Annotated in this window: 10 protein-coding genes and 1 pseudogene; 3 read left to right on the top strand and 8 right to left on the bottom strand. The window is 73.5% G+C overall.

The window, feature by feature from the left end; translation table 11 throughout:
* Positions 1-23: 23 nt before the first annotated feature.
* From glgB to STTU_RS08795, 4 genes are all read right to left on the bottom strand, one after another.
* Positions 24-2,477, bottom strand: a complete 2,454-nt coding sequence (glgB, locus tag STTU_RS08810) for a 1,4-alpha-glucan branching enzyme (RefSeq protein ID WP_078518950.1) — start codon at positions 2,475-2,477, stop codon at positions 24-26.
* A gap of 69 nt (positions 2,478-2,546) precedes the next feature.
* Complete coding sequence (locus STTU_RS08805; RefSeq protein WP_007821912.1) at positions 2,547-4,130, bottom strand: maltokinase N-terminal cap-like domain-containing protein; 1,584 nt, start codon at positions 4,128-4,130, stop codon at positions 2,547-2,549.
* Positions 4,131-4,472: 342 nt separating this feature from the next.
* Entirely contained in the window at positions 4,473-6,197 is a 1,725-nt protein-coding gene (gene treS / locus STTU_RS08800) for a maltose alpha-D-glucosyltransferase (protein ID WP_043254619.1), read from the bottom strand.
* The gene (locus STTU_RS08795) at positions 6,194-8,194 is read right to left on the bottom strand and encodes an alpha-1,4-glucan--maltose-1-phosphate maltosyltransferase (RefSeq protein ID WP_043254617.1); all 2,001 of its coding nucleotides are present in this window, start codon (positions 8,192-8,194) and stop codon (positions 6,194-6,196) included. Before STTU_RS08795 ends, treS begins: the two co-directional genes overlap by 4 nt.
* A gap of 587 nt (positions 8,195-8,781) precedes the next feature.
* Here STTU_RS08795 and glgP point away from each other — a divergent pair.
* Positions 8,782-11,421 carry an alpha-glucan family phosphorylase gene (gene glgP, locus STTU_RS08790; RefSeq protein WP_043254615.1) on the top strand — a complete coding sequence of 880 codons (2,640 nt, stop codon included), beginning with the start codon at positions 8,782-8,784 and terminating at the stop codon, positions 11,419-11,421.
* A 164-nt stretch (positions 11,422-11,585) separates the two neighbouring features.
* Here glgP and STTU_RS08785 read toward each other — a convergent pair whose 3' ends face one another.
* Together STTU_RS08785 and STTU_RS08780 are read right to left on the bottom strand one after the other, a co-directional pair.
* Positions 11,586-13,118, bottom strand: coding sequence for a M4 family metallopeptidase (locus STTU_RS08785; protein WP_007821904.1), 1,533 nt, complete (start codon positions 13,116-13,118; stop codon positions 11,586-11,588).
* Positions 13,119-13,742: 624 nt separating this feature from the next.
* Positions 13,743-14,390, bottom strand: a complete 648-nt coding sequence (locus tag STTU_RS08780) for a TetR/AcrR family transcriptional regulator (RefSeq protein ID WP_007821903.1) — start codon at positions 14,388-14,390, stop codon at positions 13,743-13,745.
* A 126-nt stretch (positions 14,391-14,516) separates the two neighbouring features.
* On the opposite strand from STTU_RS08780, the gene STTU_RS08775 reads away from it, so the two are divergent.
* Positions 14,517-15,965 carry an MFS transporter gene (locus STTU_RS08775; protein ID WP_007821901.1) on the top strand — a complete coding sequence of 483 codons (1,449 nt, stop codon included), beginning with the start codon at positions 14,517-14,519 and terminating at the stop codon, positions 15,963-15,965.
* Positions 15,966-16,086: 121 nt separating this feature from the next.
* Here STTU_RS08775 and STTU_RS08770 read toward each other — a convergent pair whose 3' ends face one another.
* Together STTU_RS08770 and STTU_RS08765 are read right to left on the bottom strand one after the other, a co-directional pair.
* On the bottom strand, positions 16,087-18,171 hold the full coding sequence (locus STTU_RS08770) for an ABC transporter ATP-binding protein (protein ID WP_043254613.1): 2,085 nt from the start codon (positions 18,169-18,171) through the stop codon (positions 16,087-16,089).
* Positions 18,168-19,874 (bottom strand): ABC transporter ATP-binding protein, encoded by a 1,707-nt coding sequence (locus STTU_RS08765; protein ID WP_043254610.1) that lies wholly within the window; start codon positions 19,872-19,874, stop codon positions 18,168-18,170. Before STTU_RS08765 ends, STTU_RS08770 begins: the two co-directional genes overlap by 4 nt.
* A gap of 316 nt (positions 19,875-20,190) precedes the next feature.
* Here STTU_RS08765 and STTU_RS08760 point away from each other — a divergent pair.
* Positions 20,191-20,907 (top strand): annotated as a pseudogene (locus tag STTU_RS08760) (ABC transporter ATP-binding protein); the annotation flags it as partial.
* Between the last annotated feature and the right edge of the window lie 66 nt (positions 20,908-20,973).

Genomic DNA, 20,973 nt, shown 5'->3' with positions numbered 1-20,973 from the left:
TGTAACAGCGGCGAACTGCCTGGTCAGACGCGCCGCAACCACACCGTCGCGAGCGGCGGCAGAGTCAGTTCCAGGCTCTGCGCGTGGCCGTGCGCGCCGATCGGGCCGGTCGTCGCGCCGCCCTCGGGGGTCGCCGCGACGCCGCTTCCGCCGTAACGCGTCGCGTCCGTGTTGAGGGCCTCCGTCCAGCGGCCCTCCGGGGCGCCGACGCGGTAGTGCGGGCGGACGACGGGGGAGAAGTTGCACACCGCGAGGAAGGGGGTGCCCTCGTGGTCGTGGCGGAGGTAGGCGAGGACGTTGTCCTCGGCCGCGTCGCCGAGGACCCAGGCGAAGCCGCCCGGGTCCGTGTCGCGCTGCCACAGCGGCGGCGTCGCGGTGTAGACGGCGTTCAGGTCGCGCACGAGGTGCTGCACGCCGCGGTGGTCGCCGGACGCCTCGTACGCCGGGTCGAGCAGCCACCAGTCGGGCCCGTGCGCCTCCGACCACTCCGAGCCCTGCGCGAACTCCTGCCCCATGAAAAGGAGTTGCTTGCCCGGGTGGGACCACATGAAGCCCAGGTAGGCGCGGGCGGTCGCGCGGCGCTGCCACCAGTCGCCCGGGATCTTCGAGACGAGCGCCCCCTTGCCGTGCACCACCTCGTCGTGCGAGATCGGCAGCACGTAGTTCTCGCTGTACGCGTACACCATCGAGAAGGTCAGCTCGTTGTGGTGGTACTTGCGGTGCACGGGCTCCTTCGCGAGGTATTCGAGCGAGTCGTGCATCCAGCCCATGTTCCACTTCAGGCCGAAGCCCAGGCCGCCGAAGCCCCCGGGCCCGCTGTGGTCGGTCGGCCGTGTGACGCCGTCCCAGGCCGTCGACTCCTCGGCGACCGTGACGACGCCCGGGTTGCGGCGGTAGACGGTCGCGTTCATCTCCTGGAGGAAGCGCACCGCGTCCAGGTCCTCGCGCCCGCCGTAGGCGTTCGGCGACCACTGCCCGTACTCGCGCGAGTAGTCCAGGTAGAGCATCGAGGCGACCGCGTCGACGCGCAGCCCGTCGATGTGGAACTCCTCGCACCAGTACGTGGCGTTCGCGACGAGGAAGTTGCGCACCTCGGTGCGGCCGAAGTCGAAGACGAGCGTGCCCCAGTCCGGGTGCGAGGCGCGCTGCGGGTCGGCGTGCTCGTAGAGCGGGCGGCCGTCGAACCGCGCGAGCGCCCACTCGTCGCGCGGGAAGTGCGCGGGCACCCAGTCCATGAGGACGCCGATCCCGGCCCGGTGCAGGCTGTCGACGAGGAAGCGGAAGTCGTCCGGGGTGCCGAGCCGCGACGTCGGCGCGTAGAACCCCGTCACCTGGTAGCCCCACGAGCCGCCGAAGGGGTGCTCCGCGATCGGCATCAGCTCGACGTGCGTGAACCCGAGGTCCTTCACGTACGCGGGCAGCTCCTCGGCCAGCTCGCGGTAGGTGAGCCCCGGCCGCCAGGAGGCGAGGTGCACCTCGTAGACGGAGAACGGCGCCTCGTGCACCGGGCGGTCGCCGCGGTGCGCGAGCCACTCCGCGTCGCTCCACTCGTACGCGGACTCCTCGACGACCGAAGCGGTCGCGGGCGGCACCTCCGTGCGCCGCGCCATCGGGTCCGCCTTGCGCACGTGGTGGCCCTCGGGCGTCGTGATCTCGTACTTGTACAGCTCACCGGCACCGAGCCCCGGCAGGAACAGCTCCCACACCCCGGTCCCGCCGAGCGAGCGCATCGGGTGCCCGGTCCCGTCCCAGTAGTTGAAGTCCCCGATGACGCGCACCCCCCGCGCGTTCGGCGCCCACACCGTGAACCGCGTCCCCGCCACGCCGTCCCGCTCCATGACGCGTGCCCCGAGCGCCGTCCACAGCTCCTCGTGCCGCCCCTCGCCGATGAGGTGCAGGTCCATCTCGCCGAGCGCGGGCGGGAAGCGGTACGGGTCCTCCAGCGCCGCCCCCTCGTCCTCGCCGTACGCGACGAGCAGCCGGTACGGGGCGCCGGGCCGCGTCCCCGCCGGGAGGCGGCCCGAGAAGAAGCCGTCCCCGTCGGCGCCCAGCGGCACCCGGCCGTCGTCGGCGAGCAGCACGGTCACCGCGCGGGCGTGCGGCTTCAGGACCCGTACGAGGGTGCCGCCGCCGTCCGCCGCGGGGTGCGCGCCGAGCACCGCGTGCGGGTCGTGGTGCGCCCCGGCGAGCAGCCGCCCCCGGTCCCCGGCGCCCACCGCGTCGGGCGAGGCGGGAGCGGCCTCGCCGAGCGATTCCGCGGCGGGTTCGTGCGCGGGGGCGGGGACGGGCGCGGTGCGGGGGAGCGCCGCCGGTTCGGGGGCGGCGGCGTTCTCCTGCGGGGCCGGGCCCTGCGGCGCCGGGTCCTGGGGCGCCGGTTCCTGGAGCGCGGGCTCCTGGGGGGCCGGTGCGGCGGGCTTGTGGCGCGCCGCCTTGGCGGCCTTGGCGGGGCGGGACGAGGACGAGGAGCGGGGGGTCACGGGTAAAACCTCCTGGGGCCGGTGCGGGTCGAACGGAGGGTGGGGCCCGGGGCGTGCTGCCCCGGCGGGTCACAACAGCTTGGTGGAACGGCGTCCCGTGCCGGGCTCCTCGCGGGAGGAGCCCCCGCGCGGGCCGCCCCGCGCGGGGGACTGGCGGGCGGGCGCGACGTGGGCGGACTCGGACCGGGCGGGCTCCGGGTCCCGGGCCTCGCGCTTGCTCCGCGTGTCCCCGGCCTCGCGCGCCTGCGCGTCCCCCGCGAGCCGCGCGATCGCCGCGAGCGGGACCGGGAGCCAGTCGGGCCGGTGCCTGGCCTCGTACAGGACCTCGTACACCGCCTTGTCCGTCTCGTACGCGGTGAGCAGGTCCGCGTCCTCGCGCGGGTCGCGGCCCGCGACCTCCGCGTACCCCTCGCAGTAGGCGGCGCGGCAGGCCGTGGCCCACTCGGGTGCCCACGGTTCGTGCGAGCGGGCCGCGTAGTCGAAGGAGCGCAGCATCCCGGCCACGTCGCGCACGGGCGGGAAGGCGAGGCGGCGCTCGGCGAGCGGCCTCGCCGGCTCGCCCTCGAAGTCGATGAGCGACCAGTAGCCCTCCGCCGAGCGCAGGCACTGCCCGAGGTGCAGGTCGCCGTGCACGCGCTGCGCGGTCCACGTCCTGCCCTCGCGGCCCGCCGCGGCCAGGCGCGCGAAGGCGCCGCGCAGCCCCGGCACGTACGGCCGCAGCTCGGGCACCGCTGCCGCCGCCTCCTCCAGGCGGCGCGTCATGTCCCCGGCGAGCGCCGCGAGCTGACCGGGCCCGAGCTCCGCGGCGGGCAGCGCCGCCGCGAGCGCGGTGTGCACCTCGGCCGTCGCCCGCCCGAGCGCGTGCGCGTCGGCGGTGAAGTCCTCGCCCGCGGCGAGCCGCCGCAGCGCCAGCTCCCAGCCGTCGTCCGAGCCCTGGAGGAAGGGCTGGAGCACGCCGAGCACGTACGGCTCGCCGTCCTCGCCGCCCTCCGGCTCCGCCTGCATCCACGCGACGGGCGCGGGCACGCGCGCGCACTCCTGCCGCGCGAGGACGAGCGGCAGTTCCAGGTCCGGATTGGCGCCGGGCACGACGCGCCGGAAGAGTTTGAGGATGAACGTATCGCCGTACACGAGCGAGGAGTTGGACTGCTCCGAGCCGAGCGGCCTGGGGGTGAGCCCGGTCGGGATCGTGGTGCGCGCCTCGCGCCCGAAGCGCAGTTCGCCGAGCCGTCCCGGCAGGCGCATCCGCTCCAGGAGGAGTTCGGCCGGGCGCGGGTCCTGGAGCGCCTCGTAGACGACGTGCCCGGCGAAGGGCCCGGACTCCGGGCGGCCGATGCGCGCGTGGGCGAGGTGCGGCGGCAGTTCGCTGCGTACGCCGAGCAAAAGCTGGTAGCAGTCGCCCGGGGTGCCCGCGTCCTGGTCGGCGCGGACCAGGAGGTGGAGGACTCCGGGACCGCCACCGCGCCCGCCGCGCCAGGGCAGCAGCTCGGTGAGCGAGACGAGGGTGAAGCCGGTGACGGGGCGGCCCTTGCCGGCGAACCAGCGCTGCCGGGGCAGCCAGCCGCGCAGCAGCGGGTCGAGCGAGGCGAGCAGTTCCCCCGGGTCCGGGACGGGGCTGGGGGAAGGGACGAGCGTCCTTGGGGCATCCGACATGGCGGCGGTCGTGTCCTTTCCCCGGGTACACCAGCAGGTTCACGCGCCCCGCGCGAAGCGGTAAAACCCTGGCGCGCAGGCCCCACGGTGACCGGTGGGGCAGTAGGGAGAATTCCGTACGGTGACGGGCCGTTCGGTGGTCCGGCCCGTCGGTGGTGCCGGTATTCCGGGAGGGTGCCCGGGGTGGGACACAGTATGCGGGTCGGGACCCAACGGACGGACGGGTCTGGTACGGGATTTCCCTGGCCGAAACCATACGGGTACGCATGGGACGCGGCGACCGCAGCGCCGCCGCTCCGCACGCGTGTCGCGGCCCCCGCGCCCGGCGGGGGCCGCGCCCGTTCAGCGCTCGGACGGGTCTTTGCGCAGCCGGAACCAGTAGAAGCCGTGGCCCGCGAGGGTGAGCAGGTACGGCAGTTCACCGATCGCGGGGAAGCGCACGCCACCGATGAGTTCCACCGGATGGCGGCCCGCGTACGCCTGGAGGTCCAGCTCGGTGGGCTGGGCGAAGCGCGAGAAGTTGTGCACGCACAGCACCAGGTCGTCCGACGTGCCGTCCTCCGAGCGCAGCTCGCGCAGGAAGGCGAGGACCGCGGGGTTCGAGGACGGCAGTTCCGTATACGAACCCAGCCCGAAGGCGGGGTTCTGCTTGCGGATCTCGATCATGCGGCGGGTCCAGTGCAGGAGCGAGGCCGGGGCGGACATGGCCGCCTCGACGTTCGTCACCTGGTAGCCGTAGACCGGGTCCATGATGGTCGGCAGGAAGAGCCTGCCCGGGTCGCAGGAGGAGAACCCGGCGTTGCGGTCGGGCGTCCACTGCATCGGGGTGCGCACCGCGTCGCGGTCGCCGAGCCAGATGTTGTCCCCCATGCCGATCTCGTCCCCGTAGTAGAGGATGGGGGAGCCGGGCAGCGAGAGCAGCAGCGCCGTGAACAGCTCGATCTGGTCGCGGTCGTTGTCGAGCAGCGGCGCGAGGCGGCGGCGGATGCCGATGTTGGCGCGCATCCGCGGGTCCTTGGCGTACTCCGCGTACATGTAGTCGCGTTCTTCGTCCGTCACCATTTCGAGGGTCAGCTCGTCGTGGTTGCGCAGGAAGATGCCCCACTGGCACCCGGCCGGGATCGCCGGGGTCTTCGCGAGGATTTCCGAGACGGGGTAGCGCGATTCGCGCCGCACCGCCATGAAGATGCGCGGCATGACCGGGAAGTGGAAGGCCATGTGGCACTCGTCGCCGCCCTTGGAGAAGTCGCCGAAGTAGTCGACGACGTCCTCGGGCCACTGGTTGGCCTCCGCGAGGATCACGGTGTCCGGGTAGTGCGCGTCCACCTCGGCCCGTACCCGCTTGAGCATCTCGTGCGTCGCGGGCAGGTTCTCGCAGTTGGTGCCCTCCTCGGCGTAGAGGTAGGGGACCGCGTCGAGGCGGAAGCCGTCGATGCCGAGGTCCAGCCAGAAGCGCAGCGCCGCGATGATCTCCTCCTGCACCGCCGGGTTCTCGTAGTTGAGGTCCGGCTGGTGCGAGAAGAAGCGGTGCCAGTAGTACTGCTTGCGGACCGGGTCGAAGGTCCAGTTGCTCGCCTCGGTGTCGACGAAGATGATGCGCGCGTCGCTGTACGCCTTGTCGTCGTCGGCCCAGACGTAGTAGTCGCCGTAGGGGCCTTCGGGGTCCTTGCGCGACTCCTGGAACCACATGTGCTGGTCGCTCGTGTGGTTCATGACGAAGTCGATGATGACGCGCATGCCGCGCTGGTGCGCCGCGTCCACGAACTCGACGAAGTCGGCGAGGTCCCCGAACTCGGGGAGCACGGCGGTGTAGTCGGAGACGTCGTAGCCGCCGTCGCGCAGCGGGGACTGGAAGAACGGCGGGAGCCAGAGGCAGTCCACGCCGAGCCATTGCAGGTAGTCCAGCTTCGCGGTGATGCCCTTGAGGTCGCCGACTCCGTCGCCGTTGCTGTCCTGGAAGGACCGGACGAGGACTTCGTAGAAGACGGCGCGTTTGAACCAGTCGGGATCGCGGTCCTTGCGCGGGGTGTCCTCGAATGTGTCGGGGACGGGCTCGTTGACGATCATGATGCGGGTGACCCTCCGATCAGCGGGGACGGTCGCAGGGTGAACACGTGCGCGGGCGTGGTGCCCGGCTCCAGGCGCACGTAGTTGGCCCTGCCCCAGTGGTAGGTCTCGCCGGTGAGCGCGTCGCGCACCGGGACGGTCTCGTGCCAGTCGAGGCCGAGCGCCGGCATGTCCAACGAGACCGTCGCCTCCTGGGTGTGGTGGGGATCGAGGTTCGCGACCACGAGCACGACGTCGTTGCCCGCCCGTTTGGAGTACGCGATGACCTGGTCCTGATCCGTGTGGTGGAAGTGCACGCGGCGCAGTTGCTGGAGCGCCGGGTGCAGCCGGCGAAGCCGGTTGAGCTTCGTGATCAGCGGGGCCAGCGAGCGTCCCGCGCGCTCGGCCCCCTCCCAGTCACGTGGCCTGAGCTGGTACTTCTCCGAGTCCAGGTACTCCTCGGAGCCGGGCTTCAGCGCCTGGTTCTCGTACAGCTCGAAGCCCGCGTACACCCCCCACGTGGGGGAGAGCGTCGCCCCGAGCACGGCCCGCGTGGCGAAGGCGGGGGGCCCGCCGTCCTGGAGGTAGCCGTGCAGGATGTCCGGGGTGTTGACGAAGAAATTGGGCCGCATGACCCACGCGGATTCACCCGCGAGTTCCTGGGCGTACTCCGTCAGCTCCTGCTTCGTGTTACGCCAGGTGAAGTAGGTGTACGACTGCTGGAAGCCGACGGCGGCGAGGGTGCGCATCATCGCCGGGCGGGTGAACGCCTCCGCCAGGAAGATGACGTCGGGGTCGCGTCCGTTGATCTCCGCGATCACCTTCTGCCAGAACACGACCGGCTTCGTATGCGGATTGTCCACCCGGAAGATCCGCACCCCGTGGTCCATCCAGAAGCGCAGCACCCGGCACGTCTCCGCGACGAGCCCCGGCATGTCCTTGTCGAAGGCGATCGGGTAGATGTCCTGGTACTTCTTCGGCGGGTTCTCGGCGTACGCGATCGAGCCGTCCGGGCGGTGGTGGAACCACTCCGGGTGCTCCTTGACCCACGGGTGGTCCGGCGAGCACTGGAGCGCGAAGTCGAGCGCGATCTCCAGGCGCAGCTCCCGGGCCCGCGCCACGAAGGCGTCGAAGTCCTCCAGGGTGCCCAGCTCCGGGTGCACCGCATCGTGCCCGCCGTCCGCCGAACCGATCGCCCACGGCACGCCCACGTCCTCGGGCGTCGGGTCGAGCGAGTTGTTGCGGCCCTTGCGGTGTGTCGTGCCGATCGGGTGGATCGGCGGCAGGTAGACGACGTCGAAGCCCATCGCGGCGACCCCGGCGAGCCGCTCGGCCGCCGTCCGGAACGTCCCCGACCGGCTCCGCCCGTCCGCGGTGACCCGCGCCCCCTCGGAGCGCGGGAAGAACTCGTACCAGGAGCCGACGAGGGCCCGGCGCCGCTCGACGAGCAGCTTGAGCGGCTTCGAGGAGCTGACCAGCTCGCGCAGCGGGTGCCGGTCCAGGACCTCGACCACCTCCGGCGCGAGCGCGGCGGCCAGGCGCTGCCCCGGGGTGCGCGAGGTGTCGCGCAGCGCGTCGGCCGCCGCGAGCACCACCTCGCGCTTGCCGTCCTGCTTGGGGACCTTGCGCGCGGCGCGCTCGTGGAGCAGCGCGCCCTCCTCCAGGACGAGGGCGGTGTCGATCCCGGCGGGCACCTTGATGCCCGCCGCGTGCCGCCAGGTGGCGAGCGGATCGCTCCAGCCCTCCACCTTGTACGTCCAGCGGCCCTCCATGTCCGGGGTCACCTCGGCGCCCCAGCGGTCGGTGCCGGGGGCGAGTTCTCGCATCGGGGTCCACGGTCCCGGACGGCCGTCCGGTGACTTGAGGACCACATTGGCCGCCACGGCGTCATGGCCCTCGCGGAAGACGGTGGCACTGATCTCGAAGGTCTCGCCGACGACGGCCTTGGCGGGCCTGCGTCCGCAGTCGACGAGCGGGGTCACATCCAGCACGGGGATGCGGCCGATCGGGGTTTTCACGGCATCACCTGGTGACGTAGCGGGTGCGGGTGCGGGTGGTGGGGCGGCACGGCGGGGCTTCGGGGGTGCGTCGCGGCCGGACCGGTCCGGCCGCACGGGCCGTACGGGCCCCGCGGGGCCCGCCTGTGCCTCCGCACCGTCTATCGGCAGTGCGGAGCCGTCCGTTGACCGGGCCTTCACCCGATTTGCTCGCCGGCGTCCCTGAGGCATGGCCGCTCCTGTCCGCGTTCACCCGAGTGGGCGGATGTAAAGGGGGTGCTGCGGTGGGCTACCGCGGAAGCCTTCCCCCGGTATCCGTATGGGCAACCCGACGGCGTGTTAACTACTCGCTCATCAACACGGACACAATTCCGGCCACGTCACACGGCACCCGGGGGTGCGGCCCCGCGTCATCGGATTGTGGCTGGTGAGCGGGGACGCGGCGATTCGGTGGGCGCATTTGAGGGGCGCGGGGAGCGTACGGGGTGCCCGCGCGCGCCGTGGTTGGCGGGGCACCCCCCGCGCTAGGGTCGCGGGGAAGCGGCCTTTGTCCCGGTGTGGCGCCGGTGACGGGCCCCTGTTCAGCTTCCTGACGCGAAGGCGGCAACGTGAAGGCCATCCGACGATTCACCGTCCGGCCCGTACTCCCCGAACCCCTGCGCCCGCTCGACGCACTCGCCCGTAACCTGCGCTGGTCCTGGCACCCCCCGACGCGTGAGGTGTTCCGCGCCGCGGACCCCGTCCTGTGGGAGGAGAGCGGCCAGGACCCGCTGCGCCTGCTCGCCGCGCTGACCCAGGACCGGCTCACCGCCCTCGCCGCCGACGAGCGGTACGTCCGGCGCCTCGGCGAGGCCGCCGCCGGCCTGGACGCGTACCTCTCGGACGGCCGCTGGTACCAGGAGCAGGACCCCGCCGCGCTGCCCGGCGCGATCGCCTACTTCTCGCCCGAGTTCGGCGTCACCGCGGCGCTCCCGCAGTACTCGGGCGGCCTCGGCATCCTCGCCGGGGACCACCTCAAATCGGCCAGCGACCTCGGCGTCCCGCTCATCGGCGTCGGCCTCCTCTACCGGCACGGCTACTTCCGTCAGTCCCTCTCGCGCGAGGGCTGGCAGCAGGAGACCTACCCCGTGCTCGACCCGGGCGAGCTGCCCCTGACCCTCCTGCGCGAGGCCGACGGGACCCCCGCCGAGATCGCCCTCACGCTCCCCGCCGGGCGCGTCCTGCGGGCGAGGATCTGGCAGGCCGCGGTCGGCCGCGTCCCGCTCCTCCTCCTCGACTCCGGCGTCGAGGACAACGACCGCGCGGCCCGCGAGGTGACCGACCGCCTCTACGGCGGCGGCAGCGAGCACCGCCTCCACCAGGAGATGCTCCTCGGCATCGGCGGCGTCCGCGCCGTCCGCGCCTACTGCCGCCTCACCGGGCACCCCGCCCCCGAGGTGTTCCACACGAACGAGGGACACGCGGGCTTCCTCGGCCTCGAACGCGTGCACGAGCTGCTGAGCGGCGGGAACCCCGCGATCCCCGATTTCGCCGCCGCGCTCGAAGCCGTCCGCGCGGGCACCGTCTTCACCACCCACACCCCCGTCCCGGCCGGTATCGACCGCTTCGACGCCGAGCTGATCGCCCGCCACTTCGGGCCGAGCGCCGAACTGCCCGCGCTCGACACCGAGGACGTGCTGCGCCTGGGCCGCGAGACGTACGAGGGCGGGCAGCCGCACCTGTTCAACATGGCGGTCATGGGCCTGCGCCTCGCCCAGCGCGCCAACGGCGTCTCGACCCTGCACGGGCAGGTCAGCCGCGAGATGTTCGCCGGGCTCTGGCCCGGCTTCGACGCCGAGGACGTGCCGATCACCTCCGTCACCAACGGCGTGCACGCGGCCACCTGGGTCGCCCCCGAGGTCTTCGCGCTCGGCGCCGGGCGGATCGGCGCCGCGCGCGCCGAGGAGGCCATGGCGGTCGGCGGCTCGCCCCGCTGGGACGCCGTCGCCGACATCCCCGACGCGGACATCTGGGGGGTACGGGGACAGCTCCGCGCCCGCCTCGTCGGCGAGGTCCGCCGCCGCCTCGCCGCCTCCTGGCGCCAGCGCGGCGCGGGTGCTGCCGAACTCGGCTGGATCGAGGGGGTCCTCGACCCCGATGTCCTCACGATCGGTTTCGCGCGCCGCGTCCCCTCGTACAAACGCCTCACCCTCATGCTCCGCGACCCCGAGCGCCTCACGCGCCTCCTGCTCCACCCCGAGCGCCCCGTGCAGATCGTCGTCGCGGGCAAGGCGCACCCCGCCGACGACGGCGGCAAGCGCCTCGTGCAGGAACTCGTCCGCTTCGCCGACGACCCGCGCGTGCGCCACCGCATCGTCTTCCTGCCCGACTACGGCATGGGCATGGCGCAGACCCTCTACCCGGGCTGCGACGTGTGGCTCAACAACCCGCTGCGGCCCCTGGAGGCGTGCGGCACGAGCGGCATGAAGGCCGCGCTCAACGGCGCGCTCAACCTCTCCGTCCTCGACGGCTGGTGGGACGAGTGGTACGAGCCCGACTTCGGCTGGGCGATCCCCACCGCCGACGGCAGCGCGCACCTCGACGAGGACCGCCGCGACGACCTGGAGTCCGAGGCCCTCTACCGCCTCCTGGAGGAGCGCGTGGCGCCGCGCTTCTACGACCGCGACGCGCGGGACCTGCCGGGCCGCTGGATCGAGATGGTGCGCCGCACCCTCACGAGCCTCGGCCCCAAGGTCCTCGCCGGGCGCATGGTCCGCGGCTACGTGGAGGATCTCTACACCCCCGCCGCGCGCGCCCACCGCGCCCTCGTCCCCGAGGCGGCCGGGCAGCTCGCCGCGTGGAAGGCGAAGGTGCGCGCGGGCTGGGGACAGGTCGCCGTGGAGCAGCCGGAGACGACGGCGACGGGCACGGGCGCCGAGTACGGGGCGAGCCTCGGACTGCGCGTGCACGTCTCGCTCGGGGCGCTCGCGCCCGAGGACGTCGAGGTGCAGGTGGTCTCCGGGCGCGTCGACGCCGACGACCGGATCAGCGAGCCGCACACGGTGCCGCTCAAGCCCGTCGGCGCGGGGCCCGACCTGGAGGGCCGCTGGACGTACGAGGGCCCGCTCGCCCTCGACCGCACGGGCAGCTTCGGCTACACCGTGCGCGTCCTGCCCGCCCACCGGCTCCTCGCCTCGCTCGCCGAACTGGGGCTCGTGGCCGTGCCGGCGGAGGCGAAGGGGGACGGGGGAGGCGTGCTGATGCGGTGAGGCCGAGGGGCCCGGCGCGCGGACGCGGCGAGGCCGAGAACCCGGCGCGCGGACGCGGTGAGGCCAAGAGCCCGGCGCGCGGTGCGGTGATCCGATGAACGGGGTGAAAGGTAAGGGGCGTTCTCCAGGAGAACGCCCCTTACCTCATGTCAGCCTTCGCTCCGTCAGCTCACGTTGATGGCCGCCCAGGCCGCGTCCACCGCCTGGTACTCGGCGGAGTCCGCGCCGTAGAGGTCCCCGGCCGCGCTGAGCGTGGCCTCGCGGGCGTCCGCGTAGTCCGTCGTGGACGTCATGTACTCGCTGAGCGCCTTGAACCACACCTGCGCGGCCTTGTCGATGCCGATGCCGGTCACCGTCGAGCCGTCGTAGGTCGGCGAGTCGTAGGAGACGCCGTTGACGGTCTTCGCGCCGCTGCCCTCGGACAGCAGGTAGAAGAAGTGGTTCGCCGGGCCCGAGGAGTAGTGGACGTCGGTGTTGCCGAGGTCGGAGGACCAGTAGTCGCGCGAGGCGCCGTCCTTGCTCGGCTCGTCCATGTACCGCAGCGGGCTGCCGTCGCCGTTGATGTCGATCTTCTCGCCGATGAGGTAGTCGCCCGGGTCCTCGTCGGTGTTCGAGTAGAACTCGACGGCGGTCGCCATGATGTCGCTCGTCGCCTCGTTGAGGCCGCCGGACTCCCCGCTGTAGACGAGGCCCGCGGTCGCGGCCGTGACGCCGTGGCTCATCTCGTGCGCGGCGACGTCGAGCGCGGTGAGCGGCGCGGCGTTGCCCGCTCCGTCCCCGTACGTCATGCAGAAGCAGCTGTCCTGCCAGAAGGCGTTGACGTAGTTGTTGCCGTAGTGGACCCGCGAGGTCGCGCCCTTGCCGTCCCCGGCGATGCCGGAGCGGCCGTGCACGTCCTTGTAGTAGTCCCAGGTCTCGGCGGCGCCGTAGGCGGCGTCGACGGCGGCGGTCTGCGGGTCGCTCGCGGTGCCGTCGCCCCACTCGTCGTCGTCGTCCGTGAAGAGCGTGCCGGTCCCGGAGGAGCCGTTGTCGAGGTTGTACGTCTTGTGCCCGCCGCGCTCCGCGTCGGTGAGCGTGTAGCTGCCCGCCGAACCGCTCGTGCCGAGCTCGACGTCGCCGTTGTACTCGCTGTGCCCGAGGCCGGTCTCGACGCCGTCCCACCGGGCGAGGCGCTTGCCGCTCGTCGCGTCGGTGACGGTGTGGATCTCGCTCGGCGTGCCGTCCTTCTTGACGGACTTCGCGACGGACTCGTAGGCGAGCACGGGGCCGCTGTCGCGCGGCGCCCACACGACCTTCGTGGCGTTGTCCGGTGCGGCCTTGAGCGTCTTCGGGCTCGTGTCGACCTTGAGCCCTGCCTTGCTCGCGCGGTTGACGCCGAGCTGCTTCCCGCTCTTCGCGGTGTGCACGACGAGGTCGCCGCCGAGGACCTTGAGGCCCTGGTACGTGCGGTCGTAGCGCGTGTGGACCGTGCCGTCGCGGTCCTTCACGACGTCCTTGACGTGCAACTCCTCCTGGGCGCCGAGCCCGAGGGTGCGCGCGGTGGCCGCCGTGTCCGCCTTCGCCTCCTTCAAAAGGCCGGCGCGCAGCGAGACGGTCATCGTGAGCGGCGTCGCGGACGGGGTGCGGTCCGCCGCCGTGGCGGGGGCGCCGAGGGCCCCCGCGAGCAGAGCGGCGGAGGCGACCGCGGTGGCGGACACCAGAACCGTTCTGGGGAAACGGGAGGTACGGGACGTGCCGGGGTTACGGGACAACGCTGACTCCCAGTCGATTCGTTCCAGTGGGGGGAGCGCGGTCCGGCGCCGTGACCCGGCGGGGCGTGGCCCTCGGTGGGGCGGTGCCTCGGCGGGGTCGTGCCTCGTGGGGGAGGCGGACGACGGGCCGCGCGGTGAACTGACGGGCGTGCGGGTGCTGCGGGGCCGGATCGTCCGAGGGCGATCCGGCCCCGAGGGGTGGGGGGTGTGGCCGACCGTGGGGGGTGGCGCATCGCCACCTTCGCATCGCGGGGCACCGCGTGTCATGACCACGAAGAGAGCTTGGCCGGAACCATGTCCCGCTCCGGCGCCGCCCGCCGGCCGCCGTCCGCGGGCCCCCGCGCGCCACCGCCGTTACGCGTCGGTAGCTCAACAAGGCCGGGGGAGCGGTTTCCGCGCACATGCCACGACGCGGTGCGCCGGGCCTGTGCGGCGGCTGTGGGCGAGGCTGTCAAGGGCCCGATGGGTGTCGGCCGTTGGCTGGAAAGTGGGGGGTGGGGGCTGCTGGTGCCGGAGGGGGCTCGCCGGGGATGGCGGGGTGGGGCCGCCGGGCGCCGCGGGTGCCGTCCCTCAGCCGTCCTCCGTACCCCCGCTCCACACCCCCGCCCGTGCCGCCGTCGCCGCCGCGTGGGCCGCGCGGCGGGCGTGGTGGTCCGTGAGCGGGGCGCCGAGGTTGAGGAAGGCGTAGTACAGCGGGGCCGATACGGCGGCGACGACCGCGTGCGCGTCCGTGCCGGGCGGGAGTTCACCGCGTGCCACGGCGTCCGTGACGCACCCGGCCCACTCCGCGACCCGCACCTCGTAGAAGCGGTGCAGTGCCGCTGCCGTCTCCGGGTCGCAGAGCGAGGCGGCGACGAGGGCGCGGAAGAGGCGGCCCTGGCGCGGGTCCGTGAGGGTCCTGACGACGAGGCGCGCGTTGGCGAGGAGGTCGCCCTCGACGGTGCCGGTGTCCGCGCGCGGCAGGGACTGCTCCGCCATGTCGGCGAGCAGGTCGGCGGCGAGCGCGGCCGGGGTGCCCCAGCGCCGGTAGACCGTCGTCCTGCCCACCTCGGCGCGGCGGGCGACGTCGGCGAGGTCCAGGGCCTCGAAGCCCCGCTCGGCGAGCGCGTCGCCGCTCGCGCGCAGGACGGCCTCCCGTACGCGGGCGGTGCGACCGCCGGGGCGGACGGTGCCGGGGGGCGGGGTGCCGGGCGGGGGCGGAGCGGCTGCGTCGGTCATGACCCCAGCTTAACGGAATTAGAGTTCCCTTACGGCGCCCGGCGGTGCTACGTTCTTCGCCGTAACGGGAATCCAGTCCCGTTACGGCGAACGGCGCGCCCGCGCCCTCGTACCGAAGGGTTCGTCATGTCCGTACTCCGCGCCGAGTCCGCGCCCGCGACTCCCGCGCCACCGCCCGGGGCCCCGCGCCTCACCGCCCGCCTCAAGCTCGTGCTCGCCGTCCTGCTCGTCGCCCAGTTCATGCTGGCCGTCGACTTCTCGATCCTGAACGTGGCGCTGCCCGCGATCGGCGAGGGGCTCGGCTTCTCGCTCGCGAACCTCCAGTGGATCGCGACGGCCTTCGCGCTGTGCGCCGCCGGGTTCACGCTCTTCTTCGGACGGATCGGCGACCTGATCGGCCGGAAGCGGATCTTCGTCGGCAGCATCGCGCTGCTCGGCACGGCCTCGCTCGTCGGCGGTCTCGCCACCAGCCCGGGAGTGCTGCTCGCCGCCCGCGTCGCGCAGGGCCTCGCGACGGCGGCGGCGACCCCGGCGGGCCTCTCGCTCCTCACGACGTCCTTCCCGGAGGGCCCGCTGCGGCAGAAGGCGCTCGGCATCAACGGCGCGCTCATGTCGGCCGGTTTCACGACGGGCGCGATCCTCGGCGGCGTCCTCACGGACCTGCTCTCGTGGCGCTGGGCCTTCTTCGTCAACGTGCCCGTCGCCGTCGCCGTCCTCGTGATCGCGCCGACCGTCATCAAGGAGTCGCGGCCCCCGGTGCGCCCGCGCCTCGACCTGCCCGGCGCGCTCGCCGTCACGCTCGGCCTGCTCGGCCTCGTCTACGGGCTCACGCAGGCCGGCGAGTACGGGTGGACCGGCGGCCGGGCGCTGACCGGGCTGCTCGGCGGGGCCGCCCTGCTCGCCGTCTTCGCGCTGGTCGAACGGAAGGCGCGCGAACCGCTCGTCCCACCGCGGGTCCTGCGCCGCCGGGGCGTCGCGCTCGGCAACGTCCTCGGCCTGCTCGCCTTCGTCACCGAGACCTCCCTCGTCTACCTCCTGACGCTCTACCTCCAGAAGACCCTGGGCTTCTCGCCGCTCGCGGCGGGCGTCTCGTTCGGTGTGCTCGGACTCGGCACCGTCGCGGGCGGCCTCCTCGCCCCGAGGGCCATCGCCCGCACGTCCACACGGGCCGTGCTCCTCGCGGGCGGCCTCGTCCAGACCGTCTTCACGGCCGCGCTCCTCTTCCTCGGCCTCCTCGGTACGGGCGCGGGCGCGGCGCTCGGCCTGCTGCTCCCCGCGACGTTCTTCGGCGGTGTCGGCAACATGCTCGTGATCGTCGGCTTCATGGTCACGGCGACGAGCGGACTCCCCGACGAGGAACAGGGTCTCGCCACGGGCCTCGCCTCGATGTCCCAGCAGATCGGCATCACGATGGGCACGCCCCTCATGTCGGCGGTCGTCACGGCGAGCACGACGGGCGCCGCCACCGCCGCGGCCGTCCGCCACGGCGTCACCACGGCGCTCGCGGTCAACGCGGCCCTCGTCCTGCTGGGCGTCCTCGTCGCCGCACTGCTCCCGCGCGAACGCCCCGCCTGACCGCCGACGCGGTGCGCGCAGGGCGGCGGTACGCGGGTGGCTGGGGCGCGCAGGGGGCGGTACGTGGGGGGCGGGCCGGTTCGCGTGAACCGGCCCGCCCCCCACGTGAGTCGCTGCGGTCTCAGGCCAGGCTCTCCCGCCACGTCCGGTGCAGGCCCGCGAACGTGCCCGTGCCGGCGATCAGTTGGTCCGGGGCGCCGTCCTCGATGACGCGGCCCTTGCTCATGACGAGGACGCGGTCGGCGATCGCCACCGTGGAGAGGCGGTGGGCGATGACGACGGCCGTGCGGCCGTGGAGGACCGTTTCCATCGCCTCCTGCACCGCGCGTTCGCCCGGGATGTCGAGCGAACTCGTCGCCTCGTCCAGGATCAGGACCGCCGGGTCGGCGAGCAGGGCGCGCGCGAAGGCCACCAACTGGCGCTGGCCCGCCGAGATGCGCCCACCGCGTTTGCGTACGTCCGTGTCGTAGCCCTCCGGGAGCGCGGCGATGAACTCGTGCGCCCCGATCGCCTTCGCCGCCTGCTCGATCTCGGCGCGGCTCGCCTCCGGACGGCCGATCGCGATGTTGTCCGCGATCGTCCCGGAGAAGAGGAACGCCTCCTGCGTCACCATGACGACGCCGCGCCGCAGCTCCGCCATCGGCAGGTCGCGCAGGTCGGTGCCGTCGAGCAGGACGCGACCCTCGGTCGGGTCGTAGAAGCGGGCCAGGAGCTTCGCGAGTGTCGACTTGCCCGCCCCCGTCGAGCCGACGACGGCCACCGTCTTCCCGGCGTCGAGGCGCAGACCGAAGCGCGGCAGCACCTCGCCGCCCGTCCGGTACGAGAACGAGACGCCCTCGAAGTCGACCTGGCGGCCCGGGAGTCCGGCCCGCGCCGGGGGCAGCTCGCGCGGCACGGCGGGTTCGGGCACGCCCGGCTCCTGCGCGAGCAGCCCGGCGACCTTCTCCAGCGAGGCCGCCGCCGACTGGTAGGCGTTGAGGAACTGGCCGAGCCGGTCGATCGGGTCGTACAGGCGCCGCAGGTAGAGCGCCGCCGCCGCGAGCGTGCCGAGCGCGAGCGTCCCGTCCGCGACCCGGTAGGCGTCCCACAGCACGATCGCGGCGATCGTCGTGTTCGCCACGAGCCGCGAGCCGACCACGTACCGCGCCATCTCGATGAGCGAGTCGCCGTTGCTGCGCTCGTGCTTCCGGTTGAGCGCGTCGAACTCGGCGTCGTTGACCGCCTCGCGCCGGAAGGCCCGCACCGGGCGGATGCCGTTCATCGTCTCGCCGAACTTCACGATGACCGAGGCGATCGCCGTCGAGCGCCGCGCGAAGACCCGCCCCGCGCGCCGCTGGTAGAGCCGCACGAGCAGGTACAGCGGGACGAAGGACAGCACGGCGAGCGCGCCCGTCCAGCCGTCGAGCACGAGCAGCACGACGGAGATCGACAGGAAGGAGAGGAGCGTGTTGATCAGCTCCTGGAGGCCCTCGTCGAGCAGTTCGCGCAGCGACTCGACGTCCGTCGTCGAACGCGAGATGAGCCGCCCCGAGGTGTACCGCTCGTGGAAGTCCACGCTCAGCACCTGCGCGTGCCGGAAGATCCGCCCGCGCAGATCGAGCAGCACGTCCTGGCTCACGCGGCCCGACAGCTTCGTGTACACGAACTGGAAGACGCCCGAGCCGAGCGCGCACAGCGCGTACGCCGTGCCGAGCGCGACGAGCGGCCCGTAGTCCTCGCGCCGCACCGCGGGGACGCCCTGGTCGATCGCGTACGCGACGAGCAGCGGGCCCGCCTGCATCGCCGCCTGCTGGAGCAGCAGGAACAGCACCGTGAGCGCGACCCGCCCCCGGTGCGGGCGCAGCAGCGCGCCGAGGAGCGCGCGCGTGGCGCCCTTGGCGACGGGCAGGTCGTCCTGGTCGAAGGGATCGGGCGGCGGGGTCGCGCCCGCCGGGGTCCCCTTCGCCGGGGCCCCGCCCGCCGGGGTCGCGTCCGTCAACGCCCCGTCCGTCAACGCCCCGTCCGCCAAGGTCGCGTCCGCCGGAGCGGCTTCCGCCAGAGTCCCGTCCGCCGGAGCGGCCTCCGCCGGGGTCGCGTCCGCCGGAAGCGGGGGCAGGGGCGTGGGCGGCGAGGTCAGCAGCGCCTCCGTGCCCGTACGCCCGGCCTGTGCGTCGCCCGGCCCGTCGCCCGCTCCGTCCGGGTGTCGCCGATCGGCTCCCGTCGTCATGCCTGTCCCTCCAGGGCCCGTTCCGCGCCCGACATGAGCCAGGCGTACTCGGCGTTCTCGCGCAGCAGTTGATGATGGGTGCCGACGGCCGTGATCCGGCCGTCGGAGAGGAGCGCGACCCGGTCGGCGAGCTGCACCGTCGACGGCCGGTGCGCCACGACCAGCGCCGTCGTCCCCTCCAGGACGCGGCGCAGCGCCGCCTCGACGGCCGCCTCGGTGGCGACGTCGAGCGCCGAGAGCGGGTCGTCGAGCACGAGGAAGGGCGGCGAGCCCACCACCGCGCGGGCGAGTGCGAGCCGCTGCCGCTGCCCGCCCGACAGGCTCAGCCCCTGCTCGCCCACCTCGGTGCTCTCCGCGTGCGGCAGGTCCTTCACGAAACCGGCCTGCGCCACGTCGAGCGCCCGCGCGAGGTCCTTCGTGCCCGCGTCGGGGCCCGCGCCCATCAGCACGTTCTCCGCGATCGACGCCGAGAAGAGCGTCGGCTCCTCGAAGGCGACGGCGACGAGGGAGCGCAGCCGCTCGCGCGGCATCGCCGTGATGTCCTCGCCGTCGAGCGTGATCCGGCCCTCGCTCAGCTCGTAGAGGCGCGGTACGAGGTGGGTCAGTGTCGTCTTGCCGCAGCCCGTGGCGCCCACGAGCGCGACGGTCTCGCCCGGCCGTACGTGCAGGTCCACGCCGTCGAGCAGCGGGGGCGCGTCCGGCGCGGCGTCGGGGAAGCGGAAGCCGACCCCGTGGAAGCGCAGCCCGTCCGCCGCGCCCCGTGCCCCTGCCCGTACCTCCGCGCGCGCCGCGGCGGCCGGAGCGGGCACGTCCTCCTCGGGCCGCTCGTCCATGACCTCGAAGTACCGCTCCGCCGCTGCCGCCGCCTCCTGGCACATCGCGAGGAGGAAGCCGATCGACTCGACGGGCCAGCGCAGCGCGAGCGCCGTGGAGAGGAAGGCGACGAGCGTGCCCGCCGAGAGGTCGCCGTCCGCGACACGGATCGTGCCGAGCACGAGCGCCGTCACGATCGCCAGCTCGGGGAGCGTCGTGATGACCCCCCAGATCCACGCGAGCAGGTGCGCCTTGCGCAGCTCCGTGGCCCGCAGCTCCTTCGCCCGCGCGCGGAAGACGCGCGCCTGGCTGCGGTGCCGACCGAAGCCCTTCACGACGCGGATGCCGAGGACGCTCTCCTCGACGAGCGTCGTGACGTCCCCGATCTGGTCCTGCGCCTGCCGCGCCGCGGTGCTGTACCGGCGCTCGAAGTACGTGCAGAGCGGGACCAGCGGCGCGACGGGCACGAGCAGCAGCAGCCCCAGCCCCCAGTCCTGGATCACCAGGATCACCACGCCGACGCCGATCGTCACGCCGTTGACCAGGAGGAACGTCAGCGGGAAGGCGAGGAACATGCGCAGCATCATGAGGTCGGTCGTCGCGCGCGAGAGCAACTGGCCCGAGGCCCACCGGTCGTGGAACGAGGTGGGCAGGCGCTGGAGGCGCCCGAACAGGTCCCGCCGCAACTCCGCCTCGACCCCCGCGAGCGGCCTCGCCACGAGCCAGCGCCGGAAGCCGAAGAGAACCGCCTCCGTTATCCCGAGCAGCAGCAGCCCGAGCGCCCCGAGCCACACCCCGCCCGGGTCGTGGTCCGCGACGGGGCCGTCCACGATCGCCTTGAGCACGAGCGGCACCACGAGGCCCACGCAGGAGGCGAGCACGGCGATCACGGCGGCGGTCGCGAGCCGAGCCCGTACCGGTCTGACATAGGGCCACAGGCGCGACAGGGTCCGCGCCGCCGAGCGGGTCTTGGGGGAGTCGGGAAGATCTGCTGTCACAGCGGCGAGATTACGTTCCGCCACTGACAATGCCCACCGGGTTTTCCTGTACGCCCCAAACATCCGGCCACCGCGCGCCGATCCGGTCACGCCGCCGCACCCCCTCCTGCTCCGGGCCGCGCCGCCGAGGCCCCCTCGACCGATCGGATGAGGGGCCCTGGCGAACTGGCCGATACCAAGCGCCCGTCCGCCCCGCGAGCCTGGGGCCATGACCGCACACCCGGACCCCGAAGGCCCCGCCACCGGCGCGGCCCCCGTCCTCGTCGACGTCCGTGACCTGCGCAAGAGCTAAGGGGGGCGCCGCGTCGTCGACGGCGTCTCCTTCCGCGTGCACGAGGGCGAGGTCTTCGGCGTCCTCGGACCGAACGGGGCGGGGAAGACGACGACCGTCGAGTGCGTCGCGGGACTGCGCGCCCCCGACAGCGGCTCCGTCCGCGTCGCCGGGCTCGACCCCCGCGCCGAACACCCCGCCGTCAGCCGCCTCCTGGGCGTGCAGCTCCAGGAGAGCGCCCTCCCGCCGAAGATCACTGTGCGTGAGGCCCTGCTCCTCCACGCCTCCTTCCACCCCGACCCCGCCGACTGGCGCGCCCTCGCGGAGCGCCCCGGGCTCGCCGACCGCCTCGACGCGCGCTGGGCGAAGCTCTCGGGCGGCCAGAAGCAGCGCCTCTCGATCGCCCTCGCGCCCCTCGGCCGCCCCCGCGTCCTCCTCCTCGACGAACCCACCAAGGGCCTCGCCCCCTGCGGCCGCCACGAGACGTGGCAACCGGTCGAGGAGATCCGCGACAGCGGCGTCACGATCCTCCTCGTCACGCACTTCATGGAGGAGGCCCCACGCCTGTGCGACCGCGTCGCGGTGATCGACGCCGGACGGGTCCGGGCGCTCGACACCCCGGCACGGTTCGTACGGTCCACGAGCGTCGCGACGGGCTATGAGCGCGGCGTTCTCGGGACGGGGCGCGCGGGGGTGTGACAACCTCTGCGGAGAACTGAA

Source organism: Streptomyces sp. Tu6071, from assembly GCF_000213055.1.
Lineage (GTDB): Bacteria > Actinomycetota > Actinomycetes > Streptomycetales > Streptomycetaceae > Streptomyces > Streptomyces evansiae.
This window is presented reverse-complemented; position numbering and strand designations above follow the sequence as displayed.